The sequence below is a fragment of the Paenibacillus sp. YN15 genome (assembly GCF_003285005.1).
In the GTDB taxonomy this organism is placed as follows: domain Bacteria; phylum Bacillota; class Bacilli; order Paenibacillales; family NBRC-103111; genus Paenibacillus_AR.
Genome location: NZ_QMFA01000008.1, coordinates 16634 through 37930, shown reverse-complemented (window position 1 = coordinate 37930; position 21297 = coordinate 16634). Strand labels below are relative to the sequence as shown.

General features: G+C 55.0%; 10 protein-coding genes and 1 riboswitch. Of the genes, 7 read left to right on the top strand and 3 right to left on the bottom strand.

Annotated elements, in window-relative coordinates:
• Nucleotides 1-24 precede the first annotated feature (24 nt).
• The 4 genes from DQG13_RS09025 to DQG13_RS09015 all read left to right on the top strand — a co-directional run bounded on the left by DQG13_RS09025 (nt 25) and on the right by DQG13_RS09015 (nt 8147).
• On the top strand, nt 25-1605 hold the full coding sequence (locus DQG13_RS09025) for an extracellular solute-binding protein (RefSeq protein WP_113019426.1): 1581 nt from the start codon (nt 25-27) through the stop codon (nt 1603-1605).
• Nucleotides 1606-1711: 106 nt separating this feature from the next.
• Nucleotides 1712-1858, top strand: coding sequence for a hypothetical protein (locus tag DQG13_RS30710; protein WP_181592660.1), 147 nt, complete (start codon nt 1712-1714; stop codon nt 1856-1858).
• The gene (locus DQG13_RS09020) at nt 1848-4169 is read left to right on the top strand and encodes a polysaccharide lyase 8 family protein (protein WP_181592659.1); all 2322 of its coding nucleotides are present in this window, start codon (nt 1848-1850) and stop codon (nt 4167-4169) included. The genes DQG13_RS30710 and DQG13_RS09020 overlap by 11 nt, the downstream gene beginning before the upstream one ends.
• 96 nt (nt 4170-4265) lie before the next feature.
• Nucleotides 4266-8147 carry a sugar-binding protein gene (locus DQG13_RS09015; protein ID WP_113019424.1) on the top strand — a complete coding sequence of 1294 codons (3882 nt, stop codon included), beginning with the start codon at nt 4266-4268 and terminating at the stop codon, nt 8145-8147.
• A gap of 353 nt (nt 8148-8500) precedes the next feature.
• On the opposite strand, the gene DQG13_RS09010 is transcribed toward DQG13_RS09015, so the two are convergent.
• Complete coding sequence (locus tag DQG13_RS09010; protein ID WP_113019423.1) at nt 8501-9952, bottom strand: carboxylesterase/lipase family protein; 1452 nt, start codon at nt 9950-9952, stop codon at nt 8501-8503.
• Nucleotides 9953-10012: 60 nt separating this feature from the next.
• The gene (locus tag DQG13_RS09005; RefSeq protein WP_220094350.1) at nt 10013-10756 is read right to left on the bottom strand and encodes a sulfite exporter TauE/SafE family protein; all 744 of its coding nucleotides are present in this window, start codon (nt 10754-10756) and stop codon (nt 10013-10015) included.
• Nucleotides 10757-11016: 260 nt separating this feature from the next.
• Here DQG13_RS09005 and DQG13_RS09000 point away from each other — a divergent pair, with 260 nt between their 5' ends.
• Nucleotides 11017-11898 carry a LysR family transcriptional regulator gene (locus DQG13_RS09000; RefSeq protein WP_113019422.1) on the top strand — a complete coding sequence of 294 codons (882 nt, stop codon included), beginning with the start codon at nt 11017-11019 and terminating at the stop codon, nt 11896-11898.
• 291 nt (nt 11899-12189) lie between these two features.
• Here the strand turns inward: DQG13_RS09000 and DQG13_RS08995 are convergent, their stop codons facing one another.
• Nucleotides 12190-13227, bottom strand: a complete 1038-nt coding sequence (locus tag DQG13_RS08995; protein WP_258525564.1) for a GGDEF domain-containing protein — start codon at nt 13225-13227, stop codon at nt 12190-12192.
• Between the two features lie 433 nt (nt 13228-13660).
• Nucleotides 13661-13767, top strand: a riboswitch (cyclic di-GMP riboswitch).
• A gap of 64 nt (nt 13768-13831) precedes the next feature.
• Between DQG13_RS08995 and DQG13_RS08990 the strand changes: the two genes are divergently transcribed.
• Together DQG13_RS08990 and DQG13_RS08985 are read left to right on the top strand one after the other, a co-directional pair.
• The gene (locus DQG13_RS08990; protein ID WP_113019421.1) at nt 13832-17971 is read left to right on the top strand and encodes a PA14 domain-containing protein; all 4140 of its coding nucleotides are present in this window, start codon (nt 13832-13834) and stop codon (nt 17969-17971) included.
• A 25-nt stretch (nt 17972-17996) separates the two neighbouring features.
• Nucleotides 17997-21290, top strand: coding sequence for a fibronectin type III domain-containing protein (locus tag DQG13_RS08985; protein ID WP_181592658.1), 3294 nt, complete (start codon nt 17997-17999; stop codon nt 21288-21290).
• Nucleotides 21291-21297: the final 7 nt, after the last annotated feature.

Below are 21297 nucleotides of genomic sequence, written 5' to 3'. Positions count from 1 at the left end.
TAAAAAAAGGGAGGATCATCTTTTATGAAAATCCAGAGAATGGCCTTGTCGAAAACTGCGCTGCTTTTATGCTCCGCGTCACTCGCATTATCCGCATTGGCGGGCTGCGGCAAAGAGGAGAACGCCAACAGTACCGAGCCGACGGTTGCACCGGCGGGAACAACAGCGCAGGCAAGTCCAAGTTCAAGTCCGAAGGAAGAGCCCTTTAAGCTCAGTCTGATGCTGATGCAGCTTCAACCGGAGCCGCCCAAAGCGGACAATGTGATCTTGAAAGCGCTTGAAGGGCTCACCAATACCAAGCTGGAGATTACCTGGGTGCCGCAGGCCCAGATCGACGAGAAGACCAATCTGATCATGGCTTCCGGGGACATGCCGCAGCTGATGTATATCCAAAGCTTCAAATCCCCCAGCATCCTCAATGCCGTCAAAGCGGGCGCATTCTGGGAAATGGGTCCTTATCTGAAGGATTATCCGAATCTGAGCCAGGCCAATAAGGACATTCTCAACAATGTCAGCGTTGACGGCAAGAACTATGCCATGTACAAGTACGCCGCGCCGGCCCAGGTGGGCGTCAACTACCGCAAGGATTGGCTGGACAGCCTTGGCATGGCCGCCCCCAAGACCACGGACGATTTCTACAATATGCTGAAGGCCTTCAAAACGAAGGACCCGGACAAGGACGGCCAGGAGGATACCTACGGCATGGTGTATTGGAAGGAGTCTTTCCTCTCCATGTTCCGGATTGTGTCGTTGTGGTTCGGGGCCTCCAATCAATTCGGGTTGGATTCATCCGGTAATGTCACGCCTGATTTTGCCACCGACGAATATATGCAGGCGATGAAGTTCATGAAGAAATTATATGACGAAAAGCTGATCAACCAGGATTTTGCCGTTGTGACCAATGCCAAGGCCAATGACATGTTTCTGGACGGGACAGCCGGGGCAGTGTTCGCTACGACCGGCAACCTGACGACTTTTCAGAATACCGAGAAAATAAAGGCCCAGAACGCGCAGCTGGATATGTTCGGCATGCTGGATGCCGGCAAAGGTCTGCATGCAAGAGCCGGAACCGGCTACTTGGGAACCTATATGATTCCGAAGAAATCCGTCAAGTCGGAAGACGAATTCAAGAAGATCCTGTCGTTTCTCGACAAGCTGAATACCAAGGAGGTACAGGATCTGCTGATTTACGGTATTGAGGGAAGGCACTACAAGAAGGAAAACGGCGTGATCGTGAAGCTGGACAATGTGCCGGAGGCGCAGCAATTTGCCAAGGAAAGACTGGATTTGAATCAACTGCTCCTTAAGAATGTGGCGAATGAAACGCCTGCCAAGCTGACTCCGATCGAGCAAAGAGGAGAAGAGATCAAGGCAGCGAATGAGAAGAACGCCGTCTACAATCTGGTTGAGCCCTATATCTCGGATACTTATACGAAGCAGGGGCAGCAGCTGGATACGATGAGGTACGACATGATGGTGAAATTCGTCATGGGACAGCTGGATGAAGCAGGCTATAAGGCGGAGGTCGACAAATGGTACAAGGCCGGCGGAACCGAGGTATTGAAGGAATTCAACGACCAATATCAGTTGGCCAAGAAGAAGTAATTTTATCGCAGTAAGATACCGTTGCAGGTTTGGGCGTTGTGCATGGATTGGGCGCAAGCCCGAACCTGCTTGTGCGGTGTACAGCAATCCCGAAGGGAGTCGCTTCGTGTGGACAATCCTGCTTGCTTCGGGAGGAACCGATTGCCAGGAGAAGGCCGGGTATCTCAAGGTGCCCTATGCGCAAACGCTGTATGCTTACGGTATTGTACTCATGCTCTTCAGTGAGGCGTTGGAGGTGTGTCATGGAGTTTGATGTTCTATTGGCCAAATGGAGGCGGATGGTGACAGGCGGTCCGCTGCCGTCTTCCGGGGAAGAGCTGTCCCCCTTCCGCAGCGGCACCACAGTCAGGCTTACTGAAAAGGCGCGCTGGAATAGGGATACCATGGATCTTCAGCAGGACAACGGCTTATGGCCTGATCTGGCCGGAAGCAAGGATGCACGGCATATCCACCAGACCTATCTTCGCCTGAAGGAGATGGCGATTGCCTATGAGACGGAAGGATCGGCACTTTATCAGAATGCCGAATTGTCGCAAGCGGTTCGGCAGGGGCTGGAACGGGCTTATCAGATTCTTTATAACGAGCGTACAGTCATTTACGGGAACTGGTGGAACTGGGAGATTGGGGTGCCGCTGTCGCTCCTCGATACCTTGGTGCTGATGCGCCAGCAGCTGTCTTCCGGGCTTGTTGCGTCCTGCCTTCGAGCCGTGGACCGCTGTACGCCCAATCCCGAGTGGCAGCTGGTAACGGTAAAGCCCAATCCCCATCCGTCAACTGGCGCCAACCGAGTCTGGAAGAGCCGCGTCTGTCTGTTCAGCGCTTTGCTGAAGCGGGACTCTGCAGCCATGGCCTCCTCCTGCAAGGCATTGTCCCCGGTGTTCGAGTATGTGGAGGAAGGGGACGGCTTCTACGAGGACGGATCATTCATTCAGCATAAACGGTTTCCTTACACCGGCGGGTACGGCAAGGCTCTGCTTAAGGAATTGTCGGAGCTGCTGTACTGGCTAAACGGCAGCGCCTGGGAGATTCCCCATGAGGACATGCGTAATGTGTACCGCTGGGTGGAGGAGGCTTACGAGCCTCTCATGTACAAGGGGCTCATGGCGGATATGGTGAGAGGCAGAGAGGTTTCCCGTTGCGCCCATCAGAACATCCACTCCGGCCATACGGTGCTTGACGGGGTACTGCGGCTCATTGATATCGCTCCTGCGGAAACGGCGGAGCGGCTGAAGCGCATGGCCAAGACCTGGATCATGGCGAATACTGGCAAAAGCTATCTGGCAGAGGCGCCCCTGGATCTGGCCAATTCGGCCTGGAGCCTGTTGAATGACACTTCCGTGGAGCCTCGCGGCGATTACCTGATTTCCAAGGTATTTGCCCGGATGGACCGGGTGATCCATCAGTGCTCCGGGTTTGCCTTTGGCATCAGCATGTTCTCCAGCCGGATCGCGGCTTACGAATCCATCAACGGGGAAAATCTGCACGGCTGGCATACGGCCCACGGCATGACCTATCTGTATAATGACGACCTGGGGCAATACAGCGACGGGTTCTGGCCCACTGTGAATCCCTACAGGCTTCCGGGAACCACCGTCAGCACACGGGTCCGCAGCAATGGCGAGGGAACCGGCATGAGTCCGCAGCCCTTTGCCGGGGGAGCCGTCCTGCATGGCCTATACAGCGCGGCAGGGATGGAGCTTGAGGAGCCCGGCCAATTCCGGGCCAGAAAATCGTGGTTTCTGTTCGATGACGTACTGATCGCCTTGGGGTCGGGAATACGCTCGGAGGCAGGTCTGCAGTTGGAAACCACCGTAGACAGCCGCATGTTGAGCCGGAGTGGCGCCGATGCGGTAAGGGTTGGAGAGGACGGGAGGATCCGTCTCCTTGATGCAGAAGAGGAAGTGAACACGCTGAAGCCGCGTTGGGTTCACCTGGAAGGCCGTGTGCCGGGAGCGGATGTGGGATATGTGTTTCCCCGGCGGCAGGCGGTCCATATTTTGCGGGAGGCGAGAACAGGCAGATGGAACGATATTGATGAGCACGGACCCTCGGAGGAACTGACCCGCCGGTATTTGACTCTTTGGATCGATCACGGCCTTGAGCCGGACGGAGCGGAGTATGCCTATGCGGTGCTTCCCGGATGGAGCGCAGCCCAAACTGCCGCTTACGCGGAGAATGGGGGGGCAGAGATTATCGAGCTGTCTGGGGAGGTTCATGCGGTCAGGCTATGCCGTCTGGGGCTCATGGGGCTCATGTTCTGGGAGGATGGGGAAAGGAAGGCGGGACCGGTTGCATGCAACCGGAAAGCGGCCCTGCTGGTAAGGGACGAAGGAGCATCCATCGCGGTGTCCGTTGCCGATCCCACCATGGAGAATGAAGGCTTCGTTGCCGTTGAGCTTGATGCCTGCGCGAGCGGCGTAATTGCCGGGGATGAGCGGATTACCGTCCACAGGCTGGAGCCCTCCATCCGGTTCACGGTGAACGTGAACGGGGCCAAGGGGAGGAGTTGCACGGTTGTTTTTGCAACAGGTTTACTCTCGGAACGGGCATCACAGGTTGAATAGGGGCCGCTGGATCGGCCCTTATCGGCTTTTAAGGAGGTGGTGGAGAAGCATTCTGCGGATGATATGCCAATCGGAAGCAAAAGGAGGAATTTGTGAATGGGTCGAATTCGTCAGGTTTTTCGAAAAGTGCTGGTGGTATGGTTATCCTTCGGCATGCTGTTGATCGGCGGCCTGCTGCCGGAGCAAGTGGTCAAGGCGGAGCAGGGACAGGTTCTGTTTTTCGATGATTTTGCAGATGGCAATGCAGACGGGTGGACCATCGTGCAAGGAAATCCGGCCTCTTTTTCCGTCAACGGCTCCAATGAATACGCCATTTCTTACGGGGGCGGGAGCGACTATGAGAAGGTTGCCGTCGCGGGAAGTGAGGAGTGGAACGATTTTTCGGTCGAGGCCCGGATCAAGCTGTTGTCGGACGGGGCGGCGGGAGTGATTGCCAGGTATACGGATGCGGACAACTTTTATCATCTGAGAATCAACAGCAAGAATGACAAGGTGGAGCTGTACCGAAAAACCGGGAGGACCATGATGCTCCTGAGCGATGCCGCCATGTCCCTGCAAACCGGTACGGTGTACAGTGTCAGGCTGACGGTGAACGGACCGGCTATATCCGGGTATGTGAATGGAGGCCAGAAGATTAGTGTCACGGATTTCACTTTATCCGGCGGGAAGGCGGGAACAAGGGGATATGGGACCGATTATCTGCTGGACGATGTTCTTGTGACGGCTCCGGAGCCGGATCTTATTCCCCCCGAAATTCCCGCTGATCTGACTGCAGTGGCGGGCAGCAGCAGCATTGGGTTAAGCTGGACTCCTGCGGCGGACAACATAGGGACAGTCGGGTATTCCGTATACCGGAATGACGCTTTTCTCGCCACTGTTGTTGAAACCGCATTCATAGACCGGAATTTGTCTCCGGGAATTTACAGCTATCGGGTGACGGCTCATGATGCCGCCGGAAATACATCGGAGTTGAGCCTGCCTGCATCCGCAACCGTTGTTGCCGGTGAAGAGGAAGATTGGCCCATTCTATTTGCCGATGACTTCGAGGACGGCGATGCGGCCGGCTGGAGCGGATCGGGATACTCTGTAGCGGCTGACGGAGGGACTCTGGTGTATAAGCATACGTATACCTCGGGCTCCACAACCCGGTATGCCACCGCAGGCTCTTCGACATGGACCAGCTATTCCATGGAGGCGCGGCTGAAGAACAGCAATGACAACAACTCCACCGGTCTCTACGCCCGGATGAAGGACAGCGACAACTCTTACGTCATCAAGCTGGATCTCAAAAATGATATGGTCCGATTGAACAAGATGGTAAACGGGGTCAGCACAGCGCTGGATTCCGCGCCGCTTGTATTGAATACGAATACGGCTTATACCATCCGGCTTGATCTAGACGGCCCTATTCTGACCGGCTTCGTGGATGGGGTGGAACTGCTGAATGCGGTTGACGCCACCTTCACCTCCGGCAAAATAGGCCTGGGAGGATACAGCAAGCACAGCTATTCGATAGATGACGTACTGGTGAGGGACCTGCGGAGGCCGATGCGGATGATGGCCGGTCCGCAGAATGCGGTTCTGCTGGAGGGGGAAAGCCGGCAGTTCTCTGCAACGGTGTACGATCAAGGGGATGCAGTGATGAGCGGGCTTACCCTTGATTGGACCAGCGACGATCCCGGTACCGCGGTTGTAGACGCCAACGGTCTTGTTACTGGAGTGGCGCAGGGCAGCACCGTGATCCGCGCCGGTTACGGGGACCTTTCCGCCAGCGCCGCTGTAACGGTGAAGGAGTATGTGCCCGAGCCGCCCCTTTCGGTCAGTAAGGTGCTGAGTCCGATTGCCGTTGACGGAATACTCGATGAGGATGTTTGGTCCACGGACCGGGCTGCGGGCAAGCTTGTCACCGGAGTCAGCGACAATTCCTCCGTTTTCGGCACTTTGTGGGACGACCAATACTTATATGTGGGTGTGCTGGTGCAGGATGGGCAGCTCTTTAATGATTCGACGGATAGCTTTGACGATGATTCCGTGGAAATTTTCATTGACGCCGATCATAATCACGGCACGAGCTACGATTTGAACGACTGGCATTTTAGGAAGGGTTATCTGGATGCCGACTTGTATGAAAGACTGAAGGAAACCGCCGGCGTGAAGCACGGCTCTTCGGCTGCTCTCGGAGGCTATGCGGTGGAGATGGCGATTCCGTGGAAGAACTTGGGGCTGTCGGCCGCTCCGGGGCTCAGTGTCGGCTTTGATATTGCCGTTAACGACGACGATAACGGAGTAGGCAGGGAAGGGCAGATCGTATGGGCGGGCATTGCGGACAATTACAAGAATACCTTCGGCTTCGGGGATTTGATCCTGTCTTCCGCCACAGTGGGAATTGCGGTTCCGCCTCCGGTTCCGGTTGTTTCCCACCGTTATGTAACGCCCCTGGGGGCGGGTGCCATGGACGGCACCAGTTGGGACAATGCTTTCCCCGGCGATCAGATCGGCGGTCTGCAAGCGGCCTGGGAGGCAACAAGCGCTGTCAGCACCCTTTATGTGGGAAGCGGAATCTATACCGTACCGCAAACTCTCCATATGGAAAGCGGCGGTCTGGATGCGCTTCACATGAAGAAGCTGGCCGGTGTGGACACGGGAGGCGGATTGCCCGTATTCACAGGCCCCTATACGTTGGCCAACCAAGCGGCGGGTTCGCTCATTGATGTGGCGGTCGGCGTCAGCTACTGGACGGTTCAGGACATTGTGATCCGCAATTATTTCACCGGCATCTATGCCAACGGGCAGCATGAGGGCATCCGCATCCTGAATGTCAGCGTCCACGATATGAGCGACGGCATCTATTTGTGGGGCCGGGCGACCCGCTCCAATCCGGCGGCAGGCTCCCATGACATCATCATCAAGGACGGGGAATATACCAACTACACGAAGAGCGCAGTCCGCTTCCGCAACGGAAACTACATGGCCAGTGTGATCAACGTGATGGCAGACGCGGGAGGGCAGGCCAATTGGCGGTCCGGTAACTTCCCGATGGGCTTCCGGATCGGAAATTCGCCGGAGGAGTCGTATTTTTTTGAACATGATATTGTGTTCCAGGATGTGGTCAGCCGAAACAGCTGGCACCAGGACGGCAGCAATTACTGGAACGGCGACGGCTTTACGGCGGAGCGCCAAGCCTACAACATTACGTATATCCGCAGCAAAGCCTTCGACAGCACGGACGGGGGCTGGGATGACAAATCCGTGGACCCGGTGCTGATTGATACCGTCTCCATGGGCAATAAGCGCAACTACCGCTTCTGGAACAATCCGACCTTCATCGGTGTGGTTGCCGGGTATTCCTGCAAGCGCGGCGGCAGCGGGGACTCTCCGGGATTATGGGTAGGCAGCGGCACAGGCCGGGCGGATATCTACTACAGTACGTTCTATAACAACCAGGACAGTGAAATTTCTCTGGAGAGCGCAGTGAATCAAGTGAATATCTACGATTCGATTATTGCAAAGTCCGAGGGAACGTATCTGTACTCGCCGAACGGCGGCCAGTTGACGGTGACGGGCACGGAGGAATACATTCAGGGCTTGCAGGGAACGGACCCGCAGCTGGTCAACGGCTCCAACGGGGATTGGGAAGGGGGAAGCGCGGATTTCAACAGCCTCCTGTATGGCAGCACAAAGGGCTATTATTATCCGGGTCCCTATGCGGCTCCGTATACGATAGAGCTCAGCACTCCCAGTCTCTTGCTTGGATTATACACCGAGCAGGCCGTAAGCGCCCAGGTGTACGATCAGAATCATAACCCTGTTGCCGATCCCGAAAAAGTCGTATGGTACAGCGACGACGGGTACACCTCGCGCCTTTTGCAATCCCGGGGAGCCAACGCGGTTGTGCAAGGGGTAAACGCTGGAGTGACGGAGATTGTGGCAGTATATAAAGGGGCGGAGGCGCGCATTCTTGTAACGGTAGCGGAATAGCCCGCCGAATGAGTTAAACAGCGGGGGCTGCAAGCCCAGGAAGGACCGGAGGCAAACAACCTCCGGTCCTTCTTCCGTCCGTTTATTTTCTCTCCTCAAAATAGGCTCGATATAGCCCTCCCGGATTCCTGCAACCAGCTTGCCCAGCACCTCCGGGCACTCATTGGCTATAATCTCGATGGTTTCGCCGGACGCTTCAAAGGCAATTTTCACCTCCTGATCTTTGGCTGAGTCGAATATTTTTTCGTAGGATTCCTTTACCACCCATGCCCGTTTTTCGGGCTGCAGCTGGGAGTACTGCAAATTTCCGTGGGGCATGAAAATGATGCCTGGCTTCTTGTTCATTTTTCTTCTCATTTCAGGGTAAAGACCTGGTCTGAAAAGCCCGGATCGTCGCAGAAAGCTTGAAGATTATCGATGCCGCACTCATGATCGAGAATCAGAAACAACCGCTCCTTTGCTTCGTATCTGCACCATTCCGGCGCCGCCGCCTGAGGGGAGCCGGTGCGGATGAAGCTGGTCCAGATGCTGTGAATCCGGTCCGCCAGCGCCGCCTCCTGGGGAGGAAAGCCGTTATGCCACACAAAACTCCGCTCTCCGCCATGAACTGCGTTGCCTCCCGCTCCGGCGAAGTCAAAGCGGTACAGCCAGACGGAGGCCCCCGCTGCGCTGTATGCGTCGGCCGTGCGGATGGCCGCGATCCGGTACATATAATCGGTCAGCACCGACTCCCAGGCCGCCAGATCCGTTTCCTGCTCCAATGTACGCCCGGACAGCCGCTGGTAAGCAAGCTTCACGGTGCCGGCGTTGCGGCCGAACATGCTGGCGAGCAGTTCGTCGTCGGGCTTCTGCATCACCGCACTCTCGGCGACAAAGCCGGCAGTCTCATTGCGCGTGGTTCCGATCAGCAGGACGGGCAAGGGACGGCCGCTTGTGCGGGGAAGCCCCTTCAGCGGAGGGGTGTCCATAACGGCTCCGTCGATAACCGGGCCGAACAGGTGAACCCCCCGCAAGTCCCTCACCCAAGCCTGTTGGACGGACATCAAGTCGAAGACGGACATCTCGAGAAGTTTGCCGGCGCTCTGTGGAGGCAGGCCGAGGAAATCCATGAAGCGCCGGGTCACCACTGCCGAGGTAGTCCGGTCCCGGATAGCCTGGACGGCGCCGCTTATGGCAATCGCCTGATGAAACAGCCCCTCCGCCAATGGGGAGTTCAACAGTCCGCCGATACATTTGGCGCCTGCCGATTGTCCCATCACGGTAACGCGGGAAGGGTCGCCTCCGAAGCGGGAGATATTGGACTGCACCCAACGCAAGGCTTCGATAAGGTCCAGCAGCCCGCAGTTGCCGGAGGAACGGTAGTCTTCGCCAAGCGCGTCATGCAGGTCCAGAAATCCCAGCACCCCAAGCCGGTAATTGACAGTCACGACGACGATGTCTCCGTTCTCGGCAAAGGTGCGGCCGTTATAGAACGGATTGGAGCCGGAGCCTGTAACGAAGCCGCCGCCGTGGATATACAGCAGCACCGGCCGCACCGGCTCCTCTGTCCCACTGGTCCAGACATTGAGCGTCAGGCAATCCTCGTCTTGCAGGGGATTGTAGGCCAGGGGGGCAGGCTGGGGAGCTGCGGGCCCGAATTGGTCCGCCTTGAATATACCCGCCCAAGCTTTGAGCGGCTGCGGCGGTTGAAACCGGAGTGGCGGCTCCGCATACCGCAGTCCGCGGAATGCCTGAATATTCCCTTCCGCCACGCCTTGCACCAGCCCGCATTGCGTTTCAACGATTAACGAATGGTTTGTGGACATGGTTTCCCTCCCGATTATATGTGGAAGATGACTGATGACCGTATTGCCGCCGGAACGATGCTACAGCAATAGAAGGCAGGCGGCTGCAATGGGAGTGGCAATCATCCCGGTCTTCAGCAGTTTGGCCGAAGCGTGTTTGGTGAATCTTGCCCCGATGTAAGACCCGGTCATCGTACCGACCAGCACGGTGACGAGCAGATGAAGGTCCAAGCCCCCTTCTCCGTAATAGCCCAGCCCTCCAGCCGCCGCGATCGGCAATATGACCAGCATGGAAGTGCCGGCCGCAGTCCGCATCCCAAGGCCCAGCAGAAGCATCAATCCCACTTGAATGAACGGGGTGGACCCGATGCCGAAGGTTCCCGTCAGAAATCCGGTGACCAGACCCAAGGCAACCGCGCACAGAAAATAGCGGAGGTCTCTTTTTCCGACGGCTGTAGAAGGCTGCTCGGATGTCAGGGTTACGCGCACCCAAAGCACGATGGAGGACAGCACCAGCATAGCTGCCGTAAACCACGTAATGTGGGAGGGGGAAATGGAGAACGCCACTCCCGAGCCCAACCATGAGGCTATGGCCCCCGTCAGTCCGACGACAAGGCCGCTGGTCAGATCCGTGTTCTTCTGGCGCAGCTGGCTCACGGTTCCCGACAGGGAGGTGAACATCATAGCCGCCAGGGCGGTTCCCATGGCAGTGTGCACCGGGTAGCCGAAGCCGACCGTCAGGATGGCGATCATAAACCCGGATCCTCCCGCTCCGATAAATCCCAGAAGAAGTCCCACCAGCAGCATTACCATAATAATAAGGATTGTTGTCAATGCAGGTCAGTTCCTTTCGCTGCGCTATCAAGCCCTCGCATTCTTTTGTCTCATTTAAATAGTACGTTGCGCCAATCATGATGTCTAATGTATTATTTTAATGGAAACGATGCGTAAAAGGTATGATGAACTGTTTATTGAACTGCATAGCATTTTTGCATCCATAAATTCAGATAGGGGCAACAAGAGAAATGAAAGCAACACCAAATGCCTGCTATTCGATCGCAGATTTGATATAGGGAGGAACGAGCATGGAATGGCAGCAGCTTGAATACTTTCAGACCGTCGCCCGACTGCAGCACTTCACGCGTGCCGCGGAGGAGCTGTCCATCTCTCAGCCGGCCCTGAGCCGCTCCATTGCCAACCTGGAAGCGGAATTGGGCATGCCTTTGTTTGACCGGCAGGGTCGGAGCGTGCGGTTGAACCGGTACGGCGAACGGTTTGCGGTGCGGGTCGGCCGGGCGCTGGCGGAAATCCGGGAAGGGAAAGAGGAGCTGGCCCATTGGCTTGACCCGGATTACGGCACAGTAGCCCTCATCTTCCTCAAATCGCTGGGCATATCTGCAGTCCCGTCTTTATTGAGCGAATTTGCGCAGCATTGGCCCAACATCCGCTTCCGGCTGGACCAGCAATCCACCCATGAGATGCTTGACCGGTTGGAGAGAGGAGAGGTGGACTTCATCTTGTCCTCCATGACCGAAACGAGGAGCGGGGTTCAATGGCGCAGCCTGTGGGAGGAGGTGCTCTATGCTTATGTCCCGCATGGACACCGGCTTGCGGGCTGCACGGAAATCCACATTGCGGATATGGCCGAAGAGCCCTTTATCGCCTTGAAGACAGGATACGGGATGCGGACGATAGCCGAGCGGTTGTTCGAACAAGAGAAGGCGACGCCGAACATCGTGTTTGAAGGTGATGATGTGATGACGGTTGTGGGCTTTGTATCGGCGGGATTGGGAGTATCGCTTTTGCCGGCCATACCGAGCCTGGAATTGGACAAGGTATCCCGGCTCCCCATCGCCAATCCCGAATGCCGGCGGACGATCGGCCTTGCCTGGCGGACGGAAGGCTATTTATCCCCTCCGGCTGAGAGGTTTCGAGCGTTTTTGTTGGAACGGTTTGAACGTGCGTAGGGGGTTTTTCTTCTGGGTGCGGAATAATGAACCAATTATGTCTTTCCTCAGTGGACAAAAGTCTTCAAGTATAATACGCTTCCATAAATTGTTCCCCGTACTTGTCAAGGCCGTTTCTCGCGGGAGCAGCGGCGACCATGGGTGGGGACTACGGCTAATCCCTTTCGTCCCTTCGTACACGCTTTTATTTGCGTTCGGGACGGAAGGGTTTTTTTGGTTTTCCAAGAAGCTATTCCATCGAGCCCAACCTGAAAAAGGCGCAGCCATCATGTTCATGGGCTATTGCTGCCGTTACCCGCTGCCTTTGGCGGAAACAGCTGCCATTGTCCGGTTGCGGCCCGCTCTTTTGGCCTGGTACAGAAGATTGTCGGCGGCCTCGAACATGGTTTCCTTGGTGTCAAACCGGCTGAAGCTCCGCAGTCCGATACTGATGGTGACCGCCTTCCGCTGCAGCTCCTCATGCTGCAGCTCCGCCAGCCGTTCCCGGATGGATTCCATGAGGGCGTAAGCGCGTTCGAAGCTTTTTTCAAACAGCAGAATGGCAAATTCCTCTCCTCCGTAACGGGCGGCGATATCCGTGGGCTCAATGGCCTCCCGGATCACCTGCGCCACCCGGGCAAGTACAAGGTCGCCGGTACGGTGGCCGAATTTGTCATTAACCGCTTTGAAGTGGTCGATATCCAGCAGCGCCAGGTGGAAGAGATGTCCCTGGGAGCCGAAATCAATGGCTCTGTCATAGAACTCGTGGAAGGACATATGGTTGTACAGCCCGGTCAGCGCATCGGTTTTGGCCTTGGCTGTGATCAGCACATTTTCTACCATGAGCTCCTGCTTGTCCAGGGTTGTAAGCTCCAGATTCTCCACAATGCCTCTGCCGTTCTGGATGATAACCACGGTGACCAGGGTACCCACCAAGAGAAACAGGGGAATGGCAATCAGGTCGAAGGGATTCAGGAACTGCCGGAACCAGGAATCCGTTCCGTACAGGAGCAAAAGCGCAACTGCCTGAAGCCCCGCAGTGAACCAGGTGACATCCAAGCGGAAGAAGATGGCGGAAGCTATAACCGGAAGAAGCATCGCGGCGGAGATAATCCGGATGTCGCCGTTTAAGTGAATGATTCCCGTGGAGATAATGGTTCCGCAGACGGATAGGGCATGAAAGGACAAGCGGGGCCGGAACCGGCAGATTGCGTAGGCGATTCCTGTGCATATGCTCATGAGCATATGCGGGAACAGCAGGATGTAAAGATAGAATTCGCGGGCGCCGATGTCATAAGCGGGAACAAACAGAAATGCCCCCAACTGTGCGGCAAAATGCAAAGCAATCATAAGCCAGTAAATCCCCAGGAAGCGGTGAATCCAGTGCTTGTGGCGCGGGTTGTCAGCTTCATATAAATGGAGACGGGCTTTCAGGTTCAAGTGATTCACCTTTCATTCGGGCAAAAAGCATCCGCGGATCGTTTTTTTGCGAAAATGCTGTGTACTGCGCATTTTCATTCGGGGGATTGGTTTTGTTTCAGCGTACCATAACCGGAGACAGGGCACAAGGAAGGAGCAGGAAAATGGGAAGTGGAAAAAATTATGCCATAATTCTACTTTATACACAAAATTGTAACAAATAATGTGCAACCTTGCAGGATTAATGGGACCATAGACAGAATTTGTTGTTGAAAATGGATAAAATTCCTTGGGAATGTTATCAATCTGCGTATGAATCTGCTTCTGAAGTAATGAATTAGCTGCGTGTGGATCAAGCAAGCTTAACTGAAAAAGGCAAACCCGTACAAAAGTCGGGGACGCAAAGCCACGGGCCTAAGCCGCCGCATGAGTCGTTTGACATGCAGCAGGTATGGCAGCCGGGCCGCCGGAGGGGCTTGTTTTTTTGTGCCTGCAAAATGCTGAAAGCGACATTTTTCCAGAGAGGAGAAAAACAATGAAGTTGTGGAGAGAAAAGCATTGGAGGCGCATCTGCGCTATGTTGCTTGTTTGCGCCCTGGTATTTTCGGGAGGAGTGCCAGGCCCACTCACTGCCCGTGCCTTAGCTGCTGCAGGAGAGCAAGCCGTTTGGCAGTTCCGGTTTCAAAGCGGCGATGCTGACATTCCCGAGGGAGTGACAGTGGATTCGGGCGGGGTTTACGACCAACAGAACGGTCTTGAATTTGGCTGGAATCATGGGGTGGAGGATCAGACGGTTACGAGAAATACATACAGCGGACCGGACAGCTTTATCCGCACACGGGGAGGAGACCAGTGGGAACTCTCCCTGGCTAGAGGAAAATATGAGGTTTCCGTTACTGTAGGCGATGCGGTTTATTCCAGCGTCAACACCGTATATGCCGAGAATTTGGCTCTGGCTGAGCAGATGGCTTTGGCAGAAGGAGCGGTACATACGGTTAAGCAGTCCATTTACGTGTATGACGGACGCTTGACGCTGACCTTCGGAGATCAACCGGCAACGGCCACTGCTTTGCGGGTTGTGCAGGTTCTCAAGCTGGATGAACCGGAAAAGAGGAAGCCGGCGGCCCCGCAAATTTCCCTGCCTCCGGAGGCAAGAACAAGCTCCGGCAACAAATTATTGCTGTCGGGTCAATCTACTAATATATACAACACGCCCGAATACATTCGGGTAGCCGGGCTGGATGCAGCTATTGGCGGTCATTTGGAAAGCAAGTGGCAGGAGATGGAGGACCAGCTGTCATCATTGCAAGCACAGGCCGTATTTGGAGGGCATGATGTGCCGGCGATTCAGTCGACTATTGCCGGCAGCGTCGGAGCACCGGTTGTGATTCGTTCAGGTCAGCTGAATTTGGACTCCTCCGCCGTATTCGGCTCCCCTGAACGTCCGGTTTTCCTGATTGTGGACGGGATCAATACCAACCAAAAACTCAGCGTTACCGTTTATGGCAGCCTGTTTGTTCGTCAGAACCTTAATGCCAATACAGAGCTTACGCTGAAAATGCTGCCTTCCAACCTTCAGTTGGAGAAGGAGGGCAATATATGGGTAGGAGGCAGTCTTCATCTGAACCAGAATTCCACGGTACAGGCTTCGGGCCAATTGGCTGCGGGAAGTCTGGTCTATAACAACGGCACGCTTCAGGTTTCCGCCAACACCATACTGGTAAAAGGGAACTTGAATATTAATACCCGGGTGGATATGAGCGCGCAGGAAGAAATAACGGTGGGCGAACTGGTATCCAATAATGAAACGGCAAACCTGGTTGTGACCCGGGGCGATTTTTTTATCAAAAACAATGTTTCGGTAAATAACCATCTCCGCATCGCCGCAGGCGGCTGGATAGCCATGGGCGGCAATCTGACTGCCAACAAGCAGCCCGTGATTCAATCGGGTTATGGAGGCCATGGACATACCTTGTTGAAATACGCGCTTCACGGGTTGCGTGCAGAGTATTACAGCGGCGGTGATTTTACCGGAACGATGCTCAATAAGATGGATGAGCAAATTAACGTGCAAACCAGGCCTGTGCTGCCCGCCCCCGGATTCAACGACCAGGATTTCTCCGTCAGGTGGTCGGGCCAATTCCAGCCGGAATATTCGGAGGAATACACATTGGATATGCAGTCCCGTGGACCTGTCCGGCTGTGGCTGAACGATCAATTGGTCATTGATCGCTGGGAGTCCGGCAGCGGGGGACCCCAGACGGTTACTGCACAGGTTTATGCAGGCGAAAGATATAATGTGCGTGCCGAATACTCCAGCAAGGATGGAAATCCGCAGGCTGTGCTGTATTGGCAAAGTGCAAGCCAGGCCCGTGAACCCATCCCGCAGGAGAACCTCTATCCCTTCGGCATTCCGCAGCCAAGCGCCATAGCGGCATCGGATGCACTGACCCTTGAGTGGCCCGCTGTTTGGCAGGCGGACGGACATGAGGTAGAGGTGGATGGCATCATTTATCCGGTGGGGGCTACCCCCTCCTACCGCTATGCGGGCCTGGAACCGGGAACGGTCCATACCTACCGGGTCAGAGCCAACAGCGGCGATATCATCGGGGAATGGAGCCAGCTTGGAGAGGCCTGGACATTGCCGGATGTGCCGGGGAATGTTCGGTTGGATTCCACCATCGATTCCGTACAATTAACCTGGGACGCGGTTAAGGGGGCAACCGGCTATGAGGTGGAGACCTATAACACAGTATTGAATGTGGGATCAGCGCTGTCATATACGGATCAGCATCTGGAGTCCAACATGCAGCGAACTTACCGGGTAAGGGCCTATAACGCCAGTGGCCCCGGAGCCTGGAGCAGGCTGTTCGTAGGGATTACTCTGCCTGCAGTTCCGGCCAATTTGACGGGAACCCCGTCGGATACTGCTATTGTGCTGACATGGGATACAGTGCCCGGGGCGCTTTCTTATGATTTGGAAATAGACGGCAGCCTGACCTCCGGCATTAAAGCTGCCAGGCATGTATATGCACCGGTAGACCCCGGCTCCGTTCACAGCTTCAGGGCAAGATCGGTCAATCAGGATGGGACAAGTCCATGGAGCGGGCAGGTGGAGGTATATGTCCAGCCGTCCGTTCCACAGCATGTACAGGCGATAGCCGGATCAAGCTCTATCCGGTTTGAATGGGAGCGGACACCAGGGGCAAAAACCTATGAAATCGAAATAGACGGCCGGATCACCGACAATGGGGAAGCTAACTTTTACAGCATGAGTCCGGTGGATTCCAGCTCCGAGCATACGTACCGGGTCCGGGCCAAAAGCGCTTATACAGCGGGAGATTGGTCTGTCCTGTCCCGGGTTATGACACTGCCGGATACCCCTGTTCAAATGCAGGCTGTTGCGGTAAGCAGCTCCGTGATTGCACTTGGGTGGAATGCGGTAAAAGGCGCACAGGGATATGAAGTGGAAGCAGATGGGGAAATCATCCCTGTATCTCTTCAGGGCGCCTACCGCCATGAACAGTTACTTCCCAACAGCACTCACAGCTATCGGGTGAGAGCCTGGAATGCGGGAGGCGTCGGGGCATGGTCGGAGCAGATCACCAAAACCACCGGCTTAGGCCAGCCCCAGCAGGTTGCCGTAATGTCTAACGAGAATACCATTACGCTTTCCTGGGAACCGGTGGAAGGGGCGGAAACCTACGATGTTCTGGCAGATGGCGTGTTAATTGACAACGGCGCCTCCAACCGATTTGAACATAGCGGATTGGAGCCTAATTCCCGTCACGTGTATCGGGTGAGGGCACGGAGCGGGTCAACAGTCGGGGACTGGTCGGAGACCGTATCCAGCCTTACGGCTTTGGGAACCCCCCGTATTATCAGTGTGGTATCGGGCAGCCAGCATATTGACATCAGTTGGAGCCAGGTAGAGGGTGCGGCAGGTTATGAGCTTGAAGCGGATGGGGTTATTCTTACAGTGGGGCAAGCCACCGCTTACAGCCATACGAACCTGTCCTCCAACAGCCTGCACACTTATCGTGTCAGAGCAGTCAACGGAACAGTAGTGGGAGAGTGGAGCAACTGGAGCAGTCTGGCTACCAGCTCCACCGCTCCCTCCATGCCGATGAATCTGAAAGCGGAGGCTTCCGCCACGGCCGTTGTGTTGAGCTGGGATAAGGTCATGGGAGCAAATGGCTATGAGGTAGAGGTGGACGGGCAGACAGTTCCGGTTTACAGCGGGAACAGCTATACCCATGGGGGACTGGAGCCCAATACCATGCACACCTACCGCGTCAGGTCAACAGGAAGCGCAGGCGCAAGCGATTGGACAAGCAAGCTGAAAAAGAATACATTGCCTGAATTGACCGTGGATATTCCCCAGGACACCCAGTTTAATTTTGTATTTGCCGTCCCCCGGAAAGCAGGCCAGCTTCAACGGAAGATTACAGTCACCTATGATCCGGACAAGCTGGAGGTCCTGGATTTGAGCTCCATTACACCGGAATATGAACGAACTGCCGGTGCAATTCAGGGAACAAACATGGTTGTTGCCAGCTATACGCCAGGCACCATTGTATACATCGTATATGACGCGGACAAAACCATTGTAAACAGCATCAGATTGCAGACCAAGACTAATGAATATTCCAAGCTGAGATATGTGATTGAATAATTCTTTAATGAAAGAGGTGCATGCCGTGAAAAGACTGGCCATTATTCTGTTGTGTTTAGCCATCCTGTCCCCTTTACTGATAAAACCATCCCCTGCATTTGCCAGATCGAGTGTGGATATCGTGTTTATTATTGACCGTTCGGGAAGCATGAGTCCTTCCATTAATAATGTGAAAACACAGGTAACTGGCTTTGCCAACAAGCTGAGCCGGCAGGGGATTCCATTTCAGCTGGGGCTGATATCCTATGAATATTCCCCAACCGTATATCCCCTCACCTCGGATGTCAGTACCTTTATCCAGAACGTGGGAAGGATTTATGTGGAAGGGGGGATAGAGAATGGGCTGGATGCCATTATGAAAGCCCGGGACTACACCTTTGAACTAAATTCTACCAAGTATTTCATCCTGATTGGGGATGAAGCGATTTTCAGTGCCGGGAGTTATACGGAAGCAGGGGTGATTCAGACCCTGAAAAATGAAAATATTATCCTGACCACAATCGGAGGGGGCACCGCAGTATCCCAATTTCAGCGAATGGCCCCTCTGACGGGCGGGAAATACCTTGATTTATACAGCAATTTCGAGGAAAACCTGGATGAAATCTTCCAACAGATTAATTCCATGCCATCTATTGAAGGCTATCTGCCCCAAAATAATCAACTGGTGTCGGATTTAATTCCTTTTTCGCCTGCGGTCACGGTCAAGGATGTGGATAACGAAGCCTTGCATGTGGAGTATTACCTGGATGGAGAGGGGACGGCAAGAGCTGTCCAGACTATTTCCAATACCCAGATTCCCCAATATGTGGCGTTTCCGCCGCTTGATACAGCAGCACTATTGGAAGGAACTCATACTATTTTGTACAAAGTCCGGGACGCATCCACAACTGTTCAAGCCCAGACCACCTTCCGTCTGGATAAATCGCCTCCCTATATGGGCAATGTCGGAATAGCAACGACGGACAGCTCGATTCAGATAACGGGGTCAGCTGCCGATCATTTTGGACTTGATCCCGCTCCATACCGGTACCGGATTGATTCCGGAGACAGCGGATGGATACAGGATACTGCCTATATCCAATACGATCTGCTTCCCAATACAGCCTACTCTGTTTTATTCCAGGCGAGGGACGCAACTGGTCATACGAATCAGTGGACTGGGACGGCTCGAACGAAGGCGCAGACACCGATGCCTGTCATTTCCTCCAAAACGGAAACGGCGCTGCAGATTACCTTTTCGGATCGCAACCCCGGCCACACCCAGTACCAGATCCAGTTGAACAATCAGTTTCTGGACCAAAATGGACAATTGTCCGCCACGGCACAATGGATACAGCTGCAAGCCCAGAGCATTACCGCTGCAGGCTTAGCTCCGGGAACTGTCTATACTATCCATGCCAAGGCAAGAAATGATGAGGGGATCGAGTCCCCCGGCAGTCAGCCTGTACAAGGCATTACTCTGGCGTATCCCCCGGCTAATTTCTACGGATCAGCCGCCCAGCGGTCCATTGCCTTAAGCTGGGAAGCAGCAGCCGGCGCATTGCATTATGAGGTAGAGCTGGACAGACAAGCTGTGGCTGTGGCCAGTTCCACCGCTTATATTCATTCCGGGCTTAGTCCCAATACCAGACATGAGTATCGCGTCCGGTCTGTAACGGGAGGAGGAGCGGGGGCATGGAGCCCCTACCTCACCGTGTTCACCCTGCCCGATCCACCCCCTGTGCCGGCTCATGTAACAGCAGTGCCATCACAGACGGAAATTACACTGGAGTGGGACATTTCAATCCGTGCCGAAGCCTATGAGGTGGAGGCGGACGGCGCTGTTTATCCGGTCGGTGCTCTTCCCCAGTTTGTCCACCGTGGCCTGGAACCCAAATCCCTCCATACCTATCGGGTAAGGGCCTTGAATCCGGGAGGGGTCAGTGACTGGAGCCCGGCAATTGCCCTCAAGACATTGCCATACCCTCCGGTTGCGCCGGAGCGGCCACTGGCCCAGCCCTCCATTTATTCCATGGCGGTGTCTTGGAACAAGGTCGAGGAGGCCGATGCCTATGAGCTGGAGGTAGATGGCCTGATTATGGATGTGGGGAATACGGATACTTATCTTCATGAGGGGCTGGAGCCTGTATCCGGACACACCTACCGGGTAAGGGCCAAAAACGCCGGAGGCAAAAGCCCGTGGAGCGCCCCCGTCGATATGACCACACATCCGGAAAAGCCATCCGTACCAACCAATATTATGGGGACGGCAGATGAAGCCTCCATTACGCTGACCTGGTACAGGGTGCTCCATACCGACCGCTACGAAATCGAAGTGGATGGCGCTGTCCTGGGAGATGAAACCGACAACCAATTTGTAGACAGCGGACTAGTCCCCAATAGTCGGCATACCTATCGTGTACGGGCGGTGAACATCAGTGGCAAGAGCGATTGGACTGCCCCTGTCAGCATGAAGACTCTGCCGGAAGGAAGCGGGGCAACCATGTCGTTAACCAATGTGGTGGCACTGGTAACCAATAACCGCATCCTCATCTCGTGGGACACAGTGTCTCCGGATGCCAGATACGATGTGGAGGTTGACGGCGTTGTCCGGGATAACGGGGCGGGGACAATCTACAACCATACGGGACTGGCAGCCAATGAGTTCCATACCTACAAGATACGGATTCAGGATGAAGACGGCAGCGGCAATGGTGAGTGGATTGCCATTCTCAGCCTGTCCACCCTGCCTGATCCCCCTGATGCACCTGAAGGTCTGGAGGCATTCCCGGCGGATAATTCCATTGAGCTGCGTTGGGAAAGAGTCGACGGGGCCGACGGCTATGATATTGAGGTAGATGGTCAGGTTTACGATTTGGGCGCATCCAGAATATACCTTCATGAGCAACTGGCATCGGGAACTTCTCACACCTACCGCATTCGCGCCAAAAATCAGACTGGCGTTACCGCCTGGAGCAATGCCATGGTTAAAAGCACAACCAGCCCGGATTACACTGCAGCAGTTACGGCCGATCAGAGCTTTGAAGTATCTCTCCTGGGATGGAATGTGCAGGATTTTAGCGAACTGTCCTTTGTAGTGTCCTATAATCCGGAAGAACTGGAGATCACCGACTTATACAGCTTCACTCCTGTGGCAGACCTGATGGCTTCCGGAACCATTCCGGGCTCCCCCCTGAAGGTAGAATACACCCGGGGAAAGGTGATCTATCGCATGAGCCAAAGCATCGAGCCCGGCACATCATGGTCAGGAGAATTGGCGGCGGTCCGGTTCAAGTCGAAAATAAACGGAGCGGCCAACATCCGCGTGACAGTCGAATAATAGGGAA